We start from the raw sequence: 15322 nt of genomic DNA on the forward strand, positions 1-15322 counted from the left end.
CAGCCAGCCGTCAGGAAAACGGGGCGAAAGGCGCGTACGCTGTGGGCTTCCGACCGTCAGGCGAGCCCATGAATAGCAGACGCGATTTTCTACGCAACAGCGCCGCCCTGGCCGGCGCCGGCAGCGCGCTGGCGCTGTTTCCCGCGGCGATCCGCCGCGCCCTGGCCATCCCCGCCAACCACCGCACGGGCACGATCCGCGATGTCGAGCACATCGTGATTTTCATGCAGGAAAACCGCTCGTTCGACCACTATTTCGGCGGACTGGACGGCGTGCGCGGCTTTGGCGACCGCTTTCCGATTCCCGTGCCGGACAGCCCGGATGCGCGCCATCGCACCGTCTGGGCCCAGTACAACGACAAACCCGACGAAGGCGCGCCGCGCACCGTGCTGCCGTACCGCCTGGACACGCGCGAGGCCTACGAAACCATGCGCGTGGCCAGCACGCCGCACACCTGGTCGAACGCGCAGGACGCCTGGGACGCGGGCCGCATGGGCAACTGGCCCGCCGCCAAGAAGAACCATTCGATGGCGTACTACACGGAAGCGGACATGCCCTTCCAGTACGCGATGGCGCGCGCCTTCACCGTGTGCGACGCCTACCACTGTTCGTTCACCGGCGGCACCAACACCAACCGCCTGTTCGTCTGGAGCGGCACCAACGACGGCCTGGCGCGCGGCAACGGCCCGGCGCTGGGCAACGTGTACAACAAGCTCACGGGCGGCGATCCCGCCGGCGCCTATACCTGGACGACCTATCCGGAACGGCTGGAACGCGCCGGCGTCAGCTGGCGCATCTACCAGAACATGGCGGACAACTATTCGCTCAATCCCACCGCCGGATTCAAGGCCTACCGCGACGCGTATCAGGGCCTGCCCGGGTCCCTGGCGGCATTGAAGGAAAAGGCGCTGACCACCCGCGACCTGGACCTGCTGCGCCAGGACGTGCTGGACGGCACGCTGCCGCAGGTGTCGTGGATCTGCGCCACCAAGGCGGGCTCCGAACACCCCAGCCCGTCCAGTCCGGCCCAGGGCGCGGACTACACGGCCCGCGTGCTTGACGCCCTGACGGCGAATCCCGAGGTCTGGAGCAAGACCGTCCTGCTGCTGATGTTCGACGAGAACGACGGCTTCTTCGACCACATGCCGCCGCCCGCGCCGCCCTCGCGCAACGCCAAGGGCGAATTCGCCGGCGCGTCTACGGTGGACACGGTCGGCGAATACCACGAGCACCTTGCCGGCGTGGAAAAAGACGATACGCCCGCGCACCTGCACGGCGCCTATGGCCTGGGTCCGCGCGTGCCCATGTACGTGATCTCGCCATGGACCAAGGGTGGCTGGGTTAATTCCCAAGTGTTCGACCACACCTCGGTGCTGCGCTTCGTCGAACAACGCTTTGGCGTGGCCGAGCCCAATATCTCGCCATGGCGCCTGGCCGTCTGCGGAGACCTCACGTCGATCTTCGATTTCGCCTCGCCGGACCACCAGGACCTCGTGCACGGCCTGCCCGCCACCACCGAGCGCGCGGCCCGGGCCGCCGCGCTGCCCGGCACCGTCAAGCCCCCGGCTCCGCTCGCGCCCGCCGTGGCCCGGCAGCAGCCCGGCACCCGGCCCTCGCGAGCGCTGCCCTATGCGCTGCACGCCAATGCCCGCCTGCAAGACAACCGCGTCTCGCTGCGCCTGGACAACACCGGCACGGCCGGCGCGGTCCTGCATGTGTACGACCGGCTGGACCTGCAGCGCGGTCCGCGCCGCTACACCGTGGAGGCCGGCAAGACGCTGGAAGGCGCATGGAACGCCGACAGCGACGGCCGCTATGACCTGTGGCTGCTGGGACCCAACGGGTTCCACCGGCACTTTGCCGGGCGCATCGGGCAGGCTGCGGCGCCGGCGCTGGAAGTTGCCGCCGACTACGAAGGCGCCGGCGTCCCGCTGCGGCTGTCGCTGCGCAACCCGGACGGCCGCCCGCGCGTATGCCTTGTCGCCGCCAACGCCTACGACTATCCTCGCACGGCCGACGTCGCGCTGGCTGCCGGAGAAACGCTGATCCTGTCCTGGGACATGGCCCGCACCGGCGGCTGGTATGACATCAGCGTGCACGACAAGGACGACCCGTCGTTCGTGCGCAGGCTGGCCGGGCGCATCGAAACCGGCGCCCACTCCACCTCGGACCCCGCGATGGGACAGGAACCGATACTGCAATGGACTCCCCAGGCATGAAGCCCCCCGCCCCCTACGAAGACGCCGTGACCTTCCAGTTCGGAGACTCTCCGGAACTGGCCGACGAGCTCCTCGCCCTGGTGCTCGCGGGAACCAAGACCGCCACCTGCGGTGCGCTGCATCACTTCGGCGGCGACGAACCAGTCCCCGAGGCCGGCCGGCGCGACATAGTCCTGGACGGACGGGGCCGGCCAGCCTGCGTCATCGAAACCGCCAGCGTACTTATCCAGCGCTTTGACCAGGTGGACGAGGCGTTTGCACTGGCGGAGGGCGAAGGTCCGTATGCCGCGTGGCGCGAGGCGCACATTGCATATTTCGAGCGCAATGGCGGCTATGCGCCGGACATGATGCTGGTGTGCGAACGCTTTCGCGTCGTGCACGTGTTCGAGCGGCAGATCGCATGACGACAGGCCACACCGGGCCGTTGCTTGCGGCCTGCAAATGCAAAACGCCGGCGCCCTGCGGCGGCCGGCGTTCCGAGCGCAGGAGCGCTTGAGGGGTCAGGCCGCCTCGGCGCCCTTGCCCAGGCCCAGGTAGCTTTCGATGACCTTCGGGTCGCCGGCCAGCTCGCGCGCGGGACCGTGCAGGATGACCTCGCCGGTTTCCAGCACGTAGCCGTAGTCGGCCACCTGCAGCGCCGCGCGGGCGTTCTGTTCGACCAGCAGGATCGCCACGCCGGTCTCGCGCAGCCGCGCGATGATGTGGAAGATCTCGCGCACGATGCGCGGCGCCAGGCCCAGGCTGGGTTCGTCCAGCATCAGCAAGGCAGGCTTGGCCATGAGCGCGCGGCCGACCGCGAGCATCTGGCGTTCGCCGCCCGACAAGGTGCCGGCCTGCTGGGCGCGCCGTTCGCGCAGGCGCGGAAACAGGTCGAAGACTTCGTTCAGCGTGTCGCGCCAGCCGCTTTCGCGGGCCCGATAGCGACGGAAGCCGCCCAGCAGCAGATTGTCTTCCACGGACATGGTGCCGAACAGCTCGCGGCGCTCGGGCACCAGCGACATGCCGGCCGCGACGCGGCGCTCGACCTGCCAGCCCGACACGTCCTTGCCAGCGTACTGGACAGTGCCCGCCGCGTGGCCCGTGTGGGGCAGCGATCCCATGATGGCGTTCAGCATGGTGGACTTGCCGGCGCCGTTGGCGCCGATCACCGTGACGATACTGCCGGCCGGCACGGTCAGCGTGGCGCCCGCCAGCGCGCCCACCTTGCCGTAGCGGGCGGACAGGTTGCTGACTTCGAGGACGGGGGAGTTGGATGCGCTCATTACACGCCTCCCGCAGGCACGGGCTTGGCCTGGTCCGCTTCGGGCAGGTCGTCATCGATGCCGCCCAGGTAGGCTTCCAGCACCGCCGGGTTCTTTTGCACGTCGGCCGGCACGCCTTCGGCCAGCTTGGTGCCGAAATCCATCACCACGAGGTGGTTGGTCAGGCGCATCACAAAATCCATATCATGTTCGACAAGCAGAATGCTCATGCCCTCGGCGCGCAATTGCTCGAGCACCCGCGCCAGGTCTTGCTTTTCCTTGTAGCGCAGGCCGGCGGCCGGTTCGTCCAGCAACAGCAGCACCGGATCGCAGGCCAGCGCCCGGGCGATTTCCAGGATGCGCTGCTGGCCCAGCGCCAGGTTGCCCGCCTGTTCGTACAGGTATTCACCCAGGCCCACGCGCTTGAGCTGCTGGGCGGCCTCGTGCAGAAGCTGCGCTTCGCGGGCGCGGTCCGAATGCAGGGCGCCCGCCAACACGCCGACGTCCGAGCGCAGATGCGCGCCCAGCGCCACATTTTCCAGCACGGTCATGCCGGGCAGCAGTTGCACGTGCTGGAACGTGCGGCCCACGCCCATCTTGGCGATCTCGCGTGCCGAACGGTTGTCGATGCGCTGGCCCATGAACGTGACCTGCCCGCGCGTCACCGGCAGGACGCCGCTGATCAGGTTGAAGGTCGTGCTCTTGCCGGCGCCGTTGGGGCCGATCAGGCCCATGATCTCGCCGGAGCTGACCTTGAAGGAGATATCGTTGACGGCGACCAGCCCGCCGAATTCCTTGCGGATGGCGTCGACTTCCAGCACCACCTGGCCCGGTTGCGGGCGCTCGCGCGCCGGCAGCGCGGGCGCCGATGCGGGCGGCGCCAGGTTGCGGCGCGAGCCGTCGGCGCCGGTGATGCTGCCCCACCAGCCCGCCAGGATCGGCCACAGGCCGTTGCGGGCAAATTGCAGCATCAGGATCAACAGCACGCCGAAGACGATCATCTCGAAGTTGGCGTTCGTGTCCAACAGCTTGGGCAGCAGGTTCTGCAGTTGGTCCTTCAGCACCAGGATGACGCTGGAGCCGAGCAAGGCGCCCCAGACGTAGCCGGCGCCCCCGACCACGGCCATGAACAGGTATTCGATGCCGTAGTTCAGGCCGAAGGGGCTGGGACTGACGGCGCGCTGCATGTGGGCATACAGCCAGCCCGACACGCAGGCCAGCAAGGCGGCCCACACGAAGATGATGATCTTGTAGGCCGCCGTGTTGACACCCATGGACTCGGCCATGCCCGCCCCGCTCTTCAAGGCGCGGATGGCGCGGCCCGGACGCGAATTGAGCAGGTTGCGCGTGGCCCACAGCGCCAGCAGCACGAACACCCAGATCAGGTAGTAGATGTGGCGGCCGCTGGCCAGCGAGATGCCGAAGATGCTGATGGGTTCGATGCCGGCGATGCCGTCATGCTTGCCCAGCCAGTCGATATTGCCGAAGAGGTAATACAGCGACAGGCCCCAGGCGATGGTGCCCAGCGGCAGGTAGTGGCCGGACAGGCGCAGCGTGATCGCGCCCAGCAGATAGGCCACCAGGGCGGTCAGCACCAGCCCGGCAGGCAGCGCCAGCCAGGGCGACACATCGTATTGCGTGGTCAGGTAGGCGGTGGTGTAGGCGCCCAGGCCGACGAAGGCCGCCTGGCCGAAGGACGTCAGGCCGCCCACGCCGGTCAGCAGCACCAGGCCCAGCACCACCAGGCTGGCAAGCCCGATGTAGTTGAGCTGAGTAACCCAGAATTCGGGCGTGGCCGACACCAGCGGCAGGCCCGCCAGGACGACCAGAAATACGGCAAGCAGTATGCGGTTCATGGCTTTTATTCCTCTTCGTCCGCGTGATGGGTGCTGAACGAACGCCAGACCAGAACCGGAATGATCAGGGTGAAGACGATGACTTCCTTGTAGGCGCTGGCCCAGAAGGACGAGAACGCTTCCAGCACGCCGACCAGCAGCGAGCCCGCCGCCGCGATGGGATAGCTTGCCAGGCCGCCGATGATGGCGCCCACGAAGCCCTTAAGGCCGATGAGGAAACCGGTGTCGTAGTAGACCGTGGTGATGGGCGCGATCAGCATGCCCGACACCGCGCCGATGCCCACGGCCAGCGTGAACGTCAGCGAGCCGGACATGTTGGTGCTGATGCCCACCAGGCGCGCGCCGCGGCGGTTGACGGCGGTCGCGCGCAGCGCGCGGCCATACAGCGTCTTGCCGAAGAACAGCCACAAGGCCAGGATGAGCAGCGCGCAAGTGGCGACCACGAACAGGCTCTGCGCGGACCAGGTCATGAAGCCCAGGTCGATTTGCCCGCTGACGAATGCCGGCGTGCGCCAGCCTTCGGCGCCGAAGAACACCAGCGCCAGGCCCATCAGCGCGAAGTGCACGGCGACGGAGACGATCAGCAGCACCAGGACGGTGGCTTCGGCCAGGGGTTGGTAGACGATGCGATAGACCATCGGGCCCATCGGAATCACCAGGAACAGCGTCAGCAGCATGTTCAGCCACAGCGAGTTGTCCGCGGCGGTATAGCTTTTCGTGAGCCAGAACAGCGCCAGCGGCAGGACCAGGCAGGTGGCCACGGCTTTGGGCAGGCCGGCGGCGCTGCGGGTGCGCAGCGCGCGCAGCAGCTCGAGCGCCAGGCACACCAGGCCCAGCAGCGGCAGCAGATAGGCGGTGCCCGGCACTTTGCCGTCCACCAGCATGGCCAGGGTCAGGGCGCCGAACGCCACGAACTCGCCCTGGGGGATGAAAATGACGCGCGTGACGGCGAAAACCAGCACCAGAGCCATGCCCAGGAGGGCATAGATGGCGCCGTTGACGACACCGTCTTGCAGCAGGATCAGCGCAATTGATGAATCCATCTAACAACTACCTTGTGGTTTCTTGGTGTTCCGGCCCCACCCGGAACACTGATACGACACACCGGCCGGAAAGGCCGGTGCGAAGTACTGCCGGGCCCCGCGCGGCGGCTGCCTTTCAGCCGTCGCCGCGCACCGGGCGCCCGAGGATCGGGCAATCCTGGGAATTTACAGGCCGGGCTGGTAGACCCACTTGCCGTTTTCCACCTTGACCATGACGCGCGAACGCTCGTCGAAGCCGGCGTGGTCGGTGGGCGACATGTTGAACACGCCTTGCGAGACGGCCAGGTCCTTGATGCCTTCCAGGGCATCGCGCATCGCGACGCGGAACTCGGGCGTGCCCGGCTTGGCGCCGGTCTTGAGCGCCACCGGCAATGCAGCGACGACCAGCTGGCCGGCATCCCACATGTGGCCGCCGAACGTGTTGGTCGAACCGGCGCCGTTGGCCTTTTCGTAGGTTTCGACGTAGGCCAGGGCCGACTTCTTGACCGGGTTGCTGTCGGGCAGTTGCGCGGCGACCAGCAGCGGGCCGGCCGGCAGGAACATGCCGTCGCAGTCCTTGCCGCAGACGCGCAGCACGTCATTGTTGGCGGCGCCGTGGGTCTGGTAAATGACGCCGCCGTAGTTGCGCGCCTTCAGTTCCTTTTGCGGCAGCGCGGACGGGGTGCCCGCGCCGGCGATCAGGATGGCGTCGGGCTTGGCGCCGACCAGCTTGAGCACCTGGCCCGTCACGCTGGTGTCGGTGCGGCCGTACTTTTCGACGGCGACGATCTCGATGCCCTTGGCCTTGGCGGCCTTCTGCATCACGTCGAGCCAGCCGTCGCCGTAGGCGTCGGCAAAGCCGATGAAGCCCAGGGTCTTGACCTTGGACTTGGCCATGGCGTCAGCCAGGGCGCCGGCCATCAGGGCGTCATTCTGCGGGGTCTTGAAAACCCAGCGGCGCTTGTCGTCCACGGGTTCGACGATCTTGGCGCTGGCGGCCACGCTGATCATCGGCACCTTGGCTTCGGCGGCCACGTCCACCATGGCCAGCGAACCCGGCGTGATGGACGTGCCGATCAGCACGTCGACCTTGTCGTCCGAGGCCAGCTTGCGCGAGTTCTTGACGGCTTGCGTCGTGTCGGTGGCGTCGTCCAGGACGATCCATTCGATCTTCTGGCCGGCCACTTCCTTGGGCAGCAGGGCAACCGTGTTGCGCTCGGGAATCCCCAGCGAGGCGGCGGGGCCGGTGCTGGCCACCGTGACGCCCACCTTGACCTGTGCGCTCGCCAGAAGCGGCAGGGTCAGGGCTACAGCGGCCGCGGCCGCGGACAAGCCGAAGTGCTTGCGCATATTTTTGTCTCCTGTGGTGGCTCTTATGTGCCTCGAACGAGGCGAAGCGAGCCTGTTTAAAGTTATACAGAAAAAAATATTATATGGTTAAAACAGTATCAGATGACCTGGCGCAACTACGGTAATTCCCTGATGTGCTACGGAAACCACGTTTTGGCGAACGCATTTGTTAATGGCGAACTTGTACTTGAAAGGGTGGCAGGCGTCAGTTGGGGGATTCCCTTGGCATGCCAGGGTCTTTGCCGCCCTCAGCGTCCGAGCACCGGCCACACGCGCTCCACGCGCGACGCGACCCACGCGGCCACCACGGCCTTGATCAGGTCGCCGGGCAGGAAAACCGCGACCGCGGTCGCGGCCTTGGCCAGGTCCATCTTCGCCACGGTCGCCAGCCACGGCACCCCGAATGCGTACACGACGACGATGCCGCCGACGAGGCATGCCGCCACATAGCCGGCCAGCCGCATCCAGGTGCGCGAGGCGCGGGCGGCCAGCCGGCGCGCCATCCAGCCCGTCACGAAGGCGCCCGCCACCAGGCCCACCAGAAAGCCGCCCGTGGGGCCGAAGAAGGCACCCAGTCCGCCGCGGCCGCCGGGCAGCACGGGCAGGCCGACCGCCGCCAGGGCCAGATACAGCAGGCAGGCCAATGCGCCGCGGACAGGCCCCAGCATGGCGCCGGCCAGCATGGCGCCCAGCGTCTGCAGCGTGATGGGCACCGGGATGCCGGGCATCGGAATCGGCGGCATCAGGCTCAGGACGACGATCAGCGCCGCGAACAGCGCTACCAGCACCGTATTGTTGGATTTCATGGTTTCCCCTTTGTGAATGGCGATGCGCGCCGCGTCAGGGACTGCGCGCGTCGATGGCTTCGGCGACTTCCTGGGCCCGCTTCAATGTCAGCACGATCAGCGGCACGATCAGCGCGATGGGATTCGCACCCAGTCCGCGCGCCGCCTGCGCCTCGCGGATCTCCTGGAAGTTGCGCCAGATTTCCGGCACGAAGCGCAGCGCAAGCGCCAGCGCCAGTGCGACCTTTTCCGCGTCCACCAGCCCCGTGCGTTCCAGCGGCTTGAGCGCTTTCTCGCAGACCGCGATCAGGTCGGAGGTGCGGGTGGCAAGCGTGACGGCCAGCGCCAGCCCGACCATCGCCGCCACGCGCAGCACCACGGCCAGCGCCTCCATCGCACCCTGGAACCAGCCGGTGAAGAGCGCCACCGCCAGCAGCACCCAGATCAGCCCGCGCACCTGGCGCCACACGGCCGCCCCGGCCACGCCCGTGGACCAGACCAATGCCGCCGACAGCGCGAACGCCAACGCCAGCCAGCGCGGGTCGCGCAACATGAACAGCCCCGCCCCCGCCGCCATCAGCGCCAGCAGCTTGAGCCACGCCGGCAGCCGATGCAGGGGCGTGGCGCCGGGGACGTAGAGCGGCTCCATCATCCGCAATGATCCCGGTACCAGCGCAGGGCCTGCGCGGGCGTGTCGTCGGCCGCGATATTGCCGTCGCGCACGACCAGCACCCGGTCGAAATCCTCCAGCAGCTCCAGGTCGTGGCTGACGACGATGGCATCGTGCGGCAGCCCGGCGATGGCCGCGCGCACGCGGTTGCGGTTGCGCAGGTCCAGCTGGGTGGTGGGTTCGTCGAACACGATCAGCGCGGGCTCCATGACCAGCACCGCGGCCAACGCGACCAATTGGCGCTCGCCCCCGGACAGGGTATGGCTGCTGCGGTCCGCCAGATGGCCCACGCCCAGGCTGCCCAGGCGGGATTCGATCAGGGCTTCGCGCTGCCGGCGGTCCGGCGCCAGGCGCTTGAGGCCGAACGCCAGGTCTTCGCGCACGATGGGAAAGACGATCTGGTTTTCGGGATTCTGGAAAACGAATCCGACCCGTCCCCGCACAGCCTTGAGGTCCTGCCGCGTGTCCAGCCCGTCCACCCGCACGCTGCCCGAGGAGGGCATCACCAGCCCGTTGATCAGGCGCGCCAGCGTGCTCTTGCCGGCGCCGTTGGGGCCGACGATGCCGATGCGGCGTTCGGCCAGGGTCACGCTCACCCCGCGCAACACTTCCGCCTGGGGCGTGGACACTACCGCCTGGTCAAACTCGATTAACATGGGGCGGGATTATGCCCGAACCATTTCGGGCATCGGGACTCCAAGAGCTCATATGGAAAAAGTACGCAAAACCGACGCCGAATGGCGCGCCCAGCTTTCCCCGGAAGAATACGTGGTCACCCGGCAAAAGGGTACCGAGCGCGCATTCACCGGGCGCTACTGGAATACGACCACGCCGGGCATCTACCGCTGCGTGGGCTGTGGCACGGCGCTCTTCGCATCCGACACCAAATTCGACGCCGGCTGTGGCTGGCCCAGCTACTTCCAGCCGCTGGACCCCGAACTGGTGCGCGAAGAACGCGACACCACCCACGGCATGGTGCGCACCGAAGTGCTGTGCAACGTGTGCGACTCGCACCTGGGACACGTCTTTCCCGACGGCCCCGAGCCCACCGGCCTGCGCTACTGCATCAATTCCCTGTCGATGACGTTTGAACCCATAGAAGACTGAATGAAGAAGTTTCTGTTCGACCTGTTCCCGCTGCTCCTGTTCTTCATCGCCTACAGGTACACGGACATCTTCACCGCCACGGGCGTCGCCATGGCGGCCGCCGTGGCGCAGATCGTCTGGCTCAAGGCAACCGGCCGCCCCACCGAAGCCATGCACTGGATCAACCTGACGGTCATCCTGGTGTTCGGCGGCGCGACCATCTGGCTGCACAGCGACGTCTTCATCAAGTGGAAGCCCACCGTGCTGTACTGGATGTTCGGCGGCGCACTGGTGTTCGCCCGCCTGTTGTTCGGCCGCAACCTGATCCGCCGCCTGATGGAAAAGCAGATCCAGCTGCCGGACGCCGCCTGGGACAAGCTCAACATGATCTGGGCCGCCTTCTTCCTGGTCGCAGGCGCGCTCAATCTGTACGTGGCGTTTTCGGGGCACTTCACCGAGTCGCAATGGGTCAGTTTCAAGGCCTTCGGCCTGATGGGGCTGATGATCGTCTTCGTGATCGGGCAGTCCCTGTGGCTGGGCAAGCACATCCAGACCGAGGAAAACACGCCCTCCGGCCCCGGCGCGACGCCGCCCGGCAAGCCCTGATCCCTCTCCTTCCCTGGGCGCCGGCCGCAAGCCGGCGCGCCGGAACTTCCCACCCTCCCCCATGTCAGAAACCACCGATCGCATCGCCCTGATCCGGGAACGGCTTGCCGTCCTGGAACCCCTGAGCCTGGACATCCTGGACGACTCGCATTTGCATGCCGGCCACGAAGGCAGTAAAAACGGCGCCGGCCACTATCGCGTGATCATCGTAGCGCCTTGCTTTGCGGGGCTCTCGCCGGTCGCGCGGCATCGGCTGGTGTATCATCATTTGCAAGATTTGATCCCTTATCCGATTCATGCGCTTGCGCTTGACGCCCAGGCTCCCAAATAGAAAGTAAAAGGATATTCATGAAACGCATCGTCATGCTGGCTGCGGCCTGCGTCATCGCCGTGCCGGCTTTTGCGCAAAACGTGGCAACCGTCAACGGCAAGGCCATCCCGCAAAAGAGCCTGGATCAATTCGTCAAGCTCCTGGTCAGCCAGGGCGCCACCGATTCGCCGCAACTGCGCGAACAGGTCAAGCAGGAAATGATCAACCGCCAGATCTTCGTGCAAGCCGCCGAATCCAGCGGAATCGCCAAGCAGGCCGACGTCCAGACCGAAATCGAACTCGCCCGCCAAGGCATCCTGGTGCGCGCCCTGATGGCCGACTACCTGGCCAAGAACCCGGTCTCGGACGCCAAGGTCACCGCCGAATACGAGAAGATCAAGAAGGAACAGGCCGGCAAGATGGAATACAAGGTCCGCCACATCCTCGTCGAAGACGAGAAGACGGCGAATGACCTGCTGGCCCAGATCAAGAGCAACAAGAGCAAGTTCGACGACCTGGCCAAGAAGAACTCCAAGGACCCCGGCAGCGCCGAAAAGGGTGGCGACCTGGGTTGGGCTCCCCCGACCAACTACGTCCAGCCGTTCGCGCAAGCCGTGACCCAGCTCAAGAAGGGTCAACTGGTGGACAAGCCCGTCCAGACCCAGTTCGGCTGGCACATCATCATGGTCGACGACACCCGTCCGGTCGAATTCCCGCCGCTGGACCAGGTTCGCCCGCAACTGGAAGAAATGCTGCGCCAGCAAACCCTGGCCGACTACCAGAAGCAGCTGCGCGACAAGGCCAAGATTCAGTAAGGCTTTGCCAGACCCGAAACTGCCCGCATATGCGGGCAGTTTTTTTTTGCGCGCGCGGCGTAGGCATGCGCAGCACGGCGCTCACGCAACTGCCCTTCTTGACGAAAAAAAAAGGACTGCGCGGTGGCGTGCAGTCCTTTTCAGGGGGCGTTACGGCATCCGGATTCAGGACATGCCCAGCAATGCCTTCAGCCCGTCTTCATCCAGCACCGTGACGCCCAGCTCCTGGGCCTTGGCGAGTTTGCTGCCCGAATCTTCGCCCGCCACCAGGTAGGCCGTTTTCTTGGACACGGAGCCGCTGACCTTGCCGCCGGCCGCCTGGATATGCATGGACGCCTCTTCGCGCGTCCAGTTGGGCAGCGTGCCAGTCAGCACGAAAGTCTTGCCGGCCAGCGTGGTGCCTTGCGGCGCCGCTTCGGCCACCGGGTTCACGCCCTGCGACTTCAGCTGTTCGATCACGTCGCGGTTGTGCTGCTCGGCAAAGAAGTGGCGGATGGAAGCCGCAACGACCGGCCCCACGTCGGGCACCGAGGACAGGGCGTCCTCGTCGGCGTCCATGATGGCGTCGATGCTGCCGAAATGCCGCGCCACGTCGCGCGCCGTGGTCTCGCCCACGTGGCGGATGCCCAGCGCGAAGAGCAGCCTGGCCAGACCGGGCGCACGCGCCTTTTCGATGGCGGCCACCAGGTTGTCGGCGGATTTCTGGCCCATGCGGTCCAGGCCCACCAGTTCCAGCGGGCGCAGGCCGTACAGGTCGGCCAGCGTCTTGACGCGGCCGCTGTCGACCAGCTGATCGACGAGCTTTTCGCCCAGGCCTTCGATGTCCAGCGCCTTGCGGCTGGCGGCGTGCCACAGCGTCTGCTTGCGCTGGGCGCCGCAGAACAGGCCGCCCGTGCAGCGCGCGATGGTCTCGCCTTCCAGGCGCTCGATGGCCGACCCGCAGACCGGGCAAGCCGTCGGCATGACGAATTCGCGCGCATCGTCCGGCCGCTTTTCCAGGACCGGCCCCAGCACTTCGGGGATCACGTCGCCGGCGCGGCGCACGATGACCGTGTCGCCGATGCGCACGTCCTTGCGCCGGATTTCGTCTTCGTTGTGCAGCGTGGCGTTGGTGACGGTGACGCCGCCCACGAACACCGGCTTGAGCCGCGCGACGGGCGTGATGGCGCCCGTGCGGCCCACCTGCACTTCGATGTCCAGCAGCGTGGTGGTGGCCTCTTCGGCGGCGAACTTGTGCGCCAGTGCGAAGCGCGGCGCACGGGCCACGAAGCCCAGCACCTTCTGCGCCGGCAGCGAGTCCACCTTGTAGACCACGCCGTCGATGTCGTACGGCAAGCCGGCGCGCATGGCGCCCACCTTGGCGTAGAACGCCATGAGGCCTTCGGCGCCGGTGGCCCGGTGGTTGTGCACGACATTGACCGGCAGGCCCAGCGACGCCAGCCAATCCAGCATGGCGCCGTGCGATTTCTCGGGCAGTTGCGACGCCTGTTCGGCGCCGGCCGAGGCCTCGTCGAACAAACCGCTCTGGGCGCCGGGCAGGCCGCGGACCTCGCCCCAGCCGTAGGCGAAGAAGCGCAGGGGCCGCTTGGCCGTGATGCGCGGATCCAACTGGCGCAGGCTGCCCGCGGCCGCATTGCGCGGATTGACGAACACTTTTTCGTCGCGCCGGGCCTGGCCCTCGTTCAGTTTTTCAAAGTCGGCGCGGTTCATCAGGACTTCACCGCGCACCTCCAGCACCTTCGGGGCCGCGCCCTTGAGCTGAAGGGGAATCGCCTTGATCGTGCGGATGTTGGACGTGACGTCTTCGCCCGTCTGGCCGTCGCCGCGGGTGGCGGCCTGCACCAGGCGGCCGTCCTCGTAGCGCAGGCTGATCGCCAGGCCGTCGAGCTTCAGTTCACAGAAATAGTCGGGCTGCTGCGCCGGACCCAGCATGCCGGCGCCCCGCAGCGTGTCGGTCACGCGGCGGTCGAACGCGGCGACCTCTTCCTCGTCGAAGGCGTTGTTCAGCGACAGCATGGGCACCACGTGGCGCACGCTGCCAAACGCCGACACGGGCGCCGCCCCCACGCGCTGCGTGGGCGATTCCGGCGTCACCAGTTCGGGGTGCTCGGCCTCGAGGGCCTGCAGTTCCCGCATCAGCCCGTCGTATTCGGCGTCCGAAACAGAGGGTTCGTCGTAGACGTAGTAGCGGACGTTGTGCTGTTCGATCTCGGCGCGCAGGCGCGCCGCGGCCTGCGCCGCGCTTTCACCGCCAGACCCGCTGCTCATCAGGAAAACACCCGCTGGGCGCGCTCGCTGCCGGCGGGCAGGCCCGCTTGTTCAAGCTGGCCGAACAACACCTGGAGGCGCTCGTCGATGACGATGTCGGAACCATCGGCCAGGGGCTTGCCCTGGTCGTCGACGAGTTCGGCGCGCAGGCGCGCCGCCAGGTCGCGGCCCACGTCGACCATGCGTCCGAACGCCCGGGTGTCTGCCGGGCTGCACGGCACGTCGAGCAGCAGATACAGGCGCTCGATGCCGCCCATGCCCGCATCGAAGGCGGCGCCGTCGGCGCGCGCCAGCGTGAAGCGGGCCACGCCGTTCTCGGCGGGCCAGGCCAGCCGGTTGCCGTCGGCAACGAAGCCGGTGTCGCGCGCCACGGCCAGCACCTCGGCGGCCGGCTGGGCCGCGCCCAGCAACAGGGTCAGTCCGACCTGGGTATCCAGGGCGGCGCAGGTGTCGTCCAGGCGGGCGCCCTGCTCCAGGACCGCCTGCTGGTCGGGCCCTTCAATGGTGGCGTCGAAGCGTTCGGCCATGTCCTGGGCACGCGCCCAGGCCTGCGACCACTCGATGGCGGTCAGCGGGCCGCTGCGGTTGGCCAGCAGCACGGCCAGTTGCATCGACGCATAGGATTCGCCGGCATGGACCCGCGCGCGGTGGCGGCGCTGGTCGGTTTCGGCGAACACGCGCATGGGCTTGCGGCCCACGGCGCGCAGGCTCTGCATGTAGGGCAGCAGGTCGGCACCGCGCACGGCTTCGGCAAAGTTGATCTCGATGACCACTTCGCAGGCGGGATCGGGTTCTTCGGCGTCGTCGGCATCGCTGCCGGGGTCGACCGGGGCAGGCTGGCCGGGCTGCGCGCGGGCGCTGTCGCCGCCCATGCCGGGCTCGCGGCGGGCCGCGGCCGGCGCGGCGCTGGACGTCGCGCCGCCGACGGCCCCGGCGCCCAGCAGCGGATCCTGCTCGGACGTCGGGAAATGGCTCTGCATCTTGCGCCGGACGCGCCGATCCTGCCACCAGTTGAATCCCAACACCAGCAGTATCAGCAAGACGCCCAGGGCAATCAGCCCGATCTGCAAATCACTCATGTGTAAATCCCGCGC

At 67.3% G+C, this 15322-nt stretch carries 15 protein-coding genes; 6 read left to right on the forward strand and 9 right to left on the reverse strand.

All coding sequences use genetic code 11. From position 1 onward, the window contains the following. Positions 1 to 68 precede the first annotated feature (68 nt). Both ABE485_RS14420 and ABE485_RS14425 read left to right on the forward strand, forming a co-directional pair. Positions 69 to 2219, forward strand: a complete 2151-nt coding sequence (locus ABE485_RS14420; protein WP_346515961.1) for a phosphocholine-specific phospholipase C — start codon at positions 69 to 71, stop codon at positions 2217 to 2219. Then, complete coding sequence (locus ABE485_RS14425) at positions 2216 to 2623, forward strand: ASCH domain-containing protein (RefSeq protein WP_346515962.1); 408 nt, start codon at positions 2216 to 2218, stop codon at positions 2621 to 2623. The genes ABE485_RS14420 and ABE485_RS14425 overlap by 4 nt, the downstream gene beginning before the upstream one ends. 96 nt (positions 2624 to 2719) lie before the next feature. On the opposite strand, the gene ABE485_RS14430 is transcribed toward ABE485_RS14425, so the two are convergent. From ABE485_RS14430 to ABE485_RS14460, 7 genes are all read right to left on the reverse strand, one after another. Then, positions 2720 to 3481 carry an ABC transporter ATP-binding protein gene (locus tag ABE485_RS14430; RefSeq protein WP_346515963.1) on the reverse strand — a complete coding sequence of 254 codons (762 nt, stop codon included), beginning with the start codon at positions 3479 to 3481 and terminating at the stop codon, positions 2720 to 2722. Continuing rightward, on the reverse strand, positions 3481 to 5316 hold the full coding sequence (locus ABE485_RS14435) for a branched-chain amino acid ABC transporter ATP-binding protein/permease (RefSeq protein WP_346515964.1): 1836 nt from the start codon (positions 5314 to 5316) through the stop codon (positions 3481 to 3483). The genes ABE485_RS14430 and ABE485_RS14435 overlap by 1 nt, the downstream gene beginning before the upstream one ends. Before the next feature lie 5 nt (positions 5317 to 5321). After that, positions 5322 to 6359, reverse strand: a complete 1038-nt coding sequence (locus ABE485_RS14440; protein ID WP_346515965.1) for a branched-chain amino acid ABC transporter permease — start codon at positions 6357 to 6359, stop codon at positions 5322 to 5324. 165 nt (positions 6360 to 6524) lie between these two features. Next, positions 6525 to 7688: an ABC transporter substrate-binding protein gene (locus ABE485_RS14445; RefSeq protein WP_346515966.1), complete on the reverse strand. Its 1164-nt coding sequence runs from the start codon at positions 7686 to 7688 to the stop codon at positions 6525 to 6527. 248 nt (positions 7689 to 7936) lie between these two features. Then, entirely contained in the window at positions 7937 to 8494 is a 558-nt protein-coding gene (locus tag ABE485_RS14450; RefSeq protein ID WP_346515967.1) for a biotin transporter BioY, read from the reverse strand. Between the two features lie 34 nt (positions 8495 to 8528). After that, positions 8529 to 9125, reverse strand: coding sequence for an energy-coupling factor transporter transmembrane component T family protein (locus ABE485_RS14455; protein WP_346515968.1), 597 nt, complete (start codon positions 9123 to 9125; stop codon positions 8529 to 8531). After that, a complete protein-coding gene (locus ABE485_RS14460) occupies positions 9122 to 9799 on the reverse strand; it encodes an energy-coupling factor ABC transporter ATP-binding protein (RefSeq protein WP_346515969.1) in 678 nt (225 codons plus the stop codon). Before ABE485_RS14460 ends, ABE485_RS14455 begins: the two co-directional genes overlap by 4 nt. Positions 9800 to 9851: 52 nt before the next feature. Here ABE485_RS14460 and msrB point away from each other — a divergent pair, with 52 nt between their 5' ends. The 4 genes from msrB (at position 9852) to ABE485_RS14480 (ending at position 11960) form a co-directional block, all read left to right on the forward strand. Then, on the forward strand, positions 9852 to 10250 hold the full coding sequence (msrB, locus tag ABE485_RS14465; protein ID WP_346515970.1) for a peptide-methionine (R)-S-oxide reductase MsrB: 399 nt from the start codon (positions 9852 to 9854) through the stop codon (positions 10248 to 10250). Continuing rightward, positions 10251 to 10835 (forward strand): septation protein A, encoded by a 585-nt coding sequence (locus tag ABE485_RS14470; RefSeq protein ID WP_346515971.1) that lies wholly within the window; start codon positions 10251 to 10253, stop codon positions 10833 to 10835. A gap of 61 nt (positions 10836 to 10896) precedes the next feature. Then, positions 10897 to 11166: a BolA family protein gene (locus tag ABE485_RS14475; protein ID WP_346515972.1), complete on the forward strand. Its 270-nt coding sequence runs from the start codon at positions 10897 to 10899 to the stop codon at positions 11164 to 11166. Positions 11167 to 11183: 17 nt separating this feature from the next. Beyond that, entirely contained in the window at positions 11184 to 11960 is a 777-nt protein-coding gene (locus ABE485_RS14480) for a peptidylprolyl isomerase (protein WP_008162154.1), read from the forward strand. A gap of 165 nt (positions 11961 to 12125) precedes the next feature. Here the strand turns inward: ABE485_RS14480 and ligA are convergent, their stop codons facing one another. Next, entirely contained in the window at positions 12126 to 14228 is a 2103-nt protein-coding gene (gene ligA, locus ABE485_RS14485; RefSeq protein WP_346515973.1) for an NAD-dependent DNA ligase LigA, read from the reverse strand. Further along, a complete protein-coding gene (locus ABE485_RS14490; protein WP_346515974.1) occupies positions 14228 to 15307 on the reverse strand; it encodes a cell division protein ZipA C-terminal FtsZ-binding domain-containing protein in 1080 nt (359 codons plus the stop codon). Before ABE485_RS14490 ends, ligA begins: the two co-directional genes overlap by 1 nt. Positions 15308 to 15322: the final 15 nt, after the last annotated feature.

Source organism: Achromobacter spanius (genome assembly GCF_039673305.1).
Lineage (GTDB): Bacteria > Pseudomonadota > Gammaproteobacteria > Burkholderiales > Burkholderiaceae_B > Achromobacter > Achromobacter spanius_F.

Coding starts and splice junctions, on each gene's coding strand:
- ABE485_RS14470 (WP_346515971.1), top strand. CDS start 10,251: ATGAAGAAGTTTCTGTTCGACCTGTTCCCGCTGCTCCTGTTCTTCATC.
- ABE485_RS14490 (WP_346515974.1), bottom strand. CDS start 15,307: ATGAGTGATTTGCAGATCGGGCTGATTGCCCTGGGCGTCTTGCTGATA.
- ABE485_RS14455 (WP_346515968.1), bottom strand. CDS start 9,125: ATGATGGAGCCGCTCTACGTCCCCGGCGCCACGCCCCTGCATCGGCTG.
- ABE485_RS14450 (WP_346515967.1), bottom strand. CDS start 8,494: ATGAAATCCAACAATACGGTGCTGGTAGCGCTGTTCGCGGCGCTGATC.
- ABE485_RS14460 (WP_346515969.1), bottom strand. CDS start 9,799: ATGTTAATCGAGTTTGACCAGGCGGTAGTGTCCACGCCCCAGGCGGAA.
- ABE485_RS14425 (WP_346515962.1), top strand. CDS start 2,216: ATGAAGCCCCCCGCCCCCTACGAAGACGCCGTGACCTTCCAGTTCGGA.
- ABE485_RS14445 (WP_346515966.1), bottom strand. CDS start 7,688: ATGCGCAAGCACTTCGGCTTGTCCGCGGCCGCGGCCGCTGTAGCCCTG.
- ABE485_RS14420 (WP_346515961.1), top strand. CDS start 69: ATGAATAGCAGACGCGATTTTCTACGCAACAGCGCCGCCCTGGCCGGC.
- msrB (WP_346515970.1), top strand. CDS start 9,852: ATGGAAAAAGTACGCAAAACCGACGCCGAATGGCGCGCCCAGCTTTCC.
- ligA (WP_346515973.1), bottom strand. CDS start 14,228: ATGAGCAGCGGGTCTGGCGGTGAAAGCGCGGCGCAGGCCGCGGCGCGC.
- ABE485_RS14430 (WP_346515963.1), bottom strand. CDS start 3,481: ATGAGCGCATCCAACTCCCCCGTCCTCGAAGTCAGCAACCTGTCCGCC.
- ABE485_RS14475 (WP_346515972.1), top strand. CDS start 10,897: ATGTCAGAAACCACCGATCGCATCGCCCTGATCCGGGAACGGCTTGCC.
- ABE485_RS14480 (WP_008162154.1), top strand. CDS start 11,184: ATGAAACGCATCGTCATGCTGGCTGCGGCCTGCGTCATCGCCGTGCCG.
- ABE485_RS14440 (WP_346515965.1), bottom strand. CDS start 6,359: ATGGATTCATCAATTGCGCTGATCCTGCTGCAAGACGGTGTCGTCAAC.
- ABE485_RS14435 (WP_346515964.1), bottom strand. CDS start 5,316: ATGAACCGCATACTGCTTGCCGTATTTCTGGTCGTCCTGGCGGGCCTG.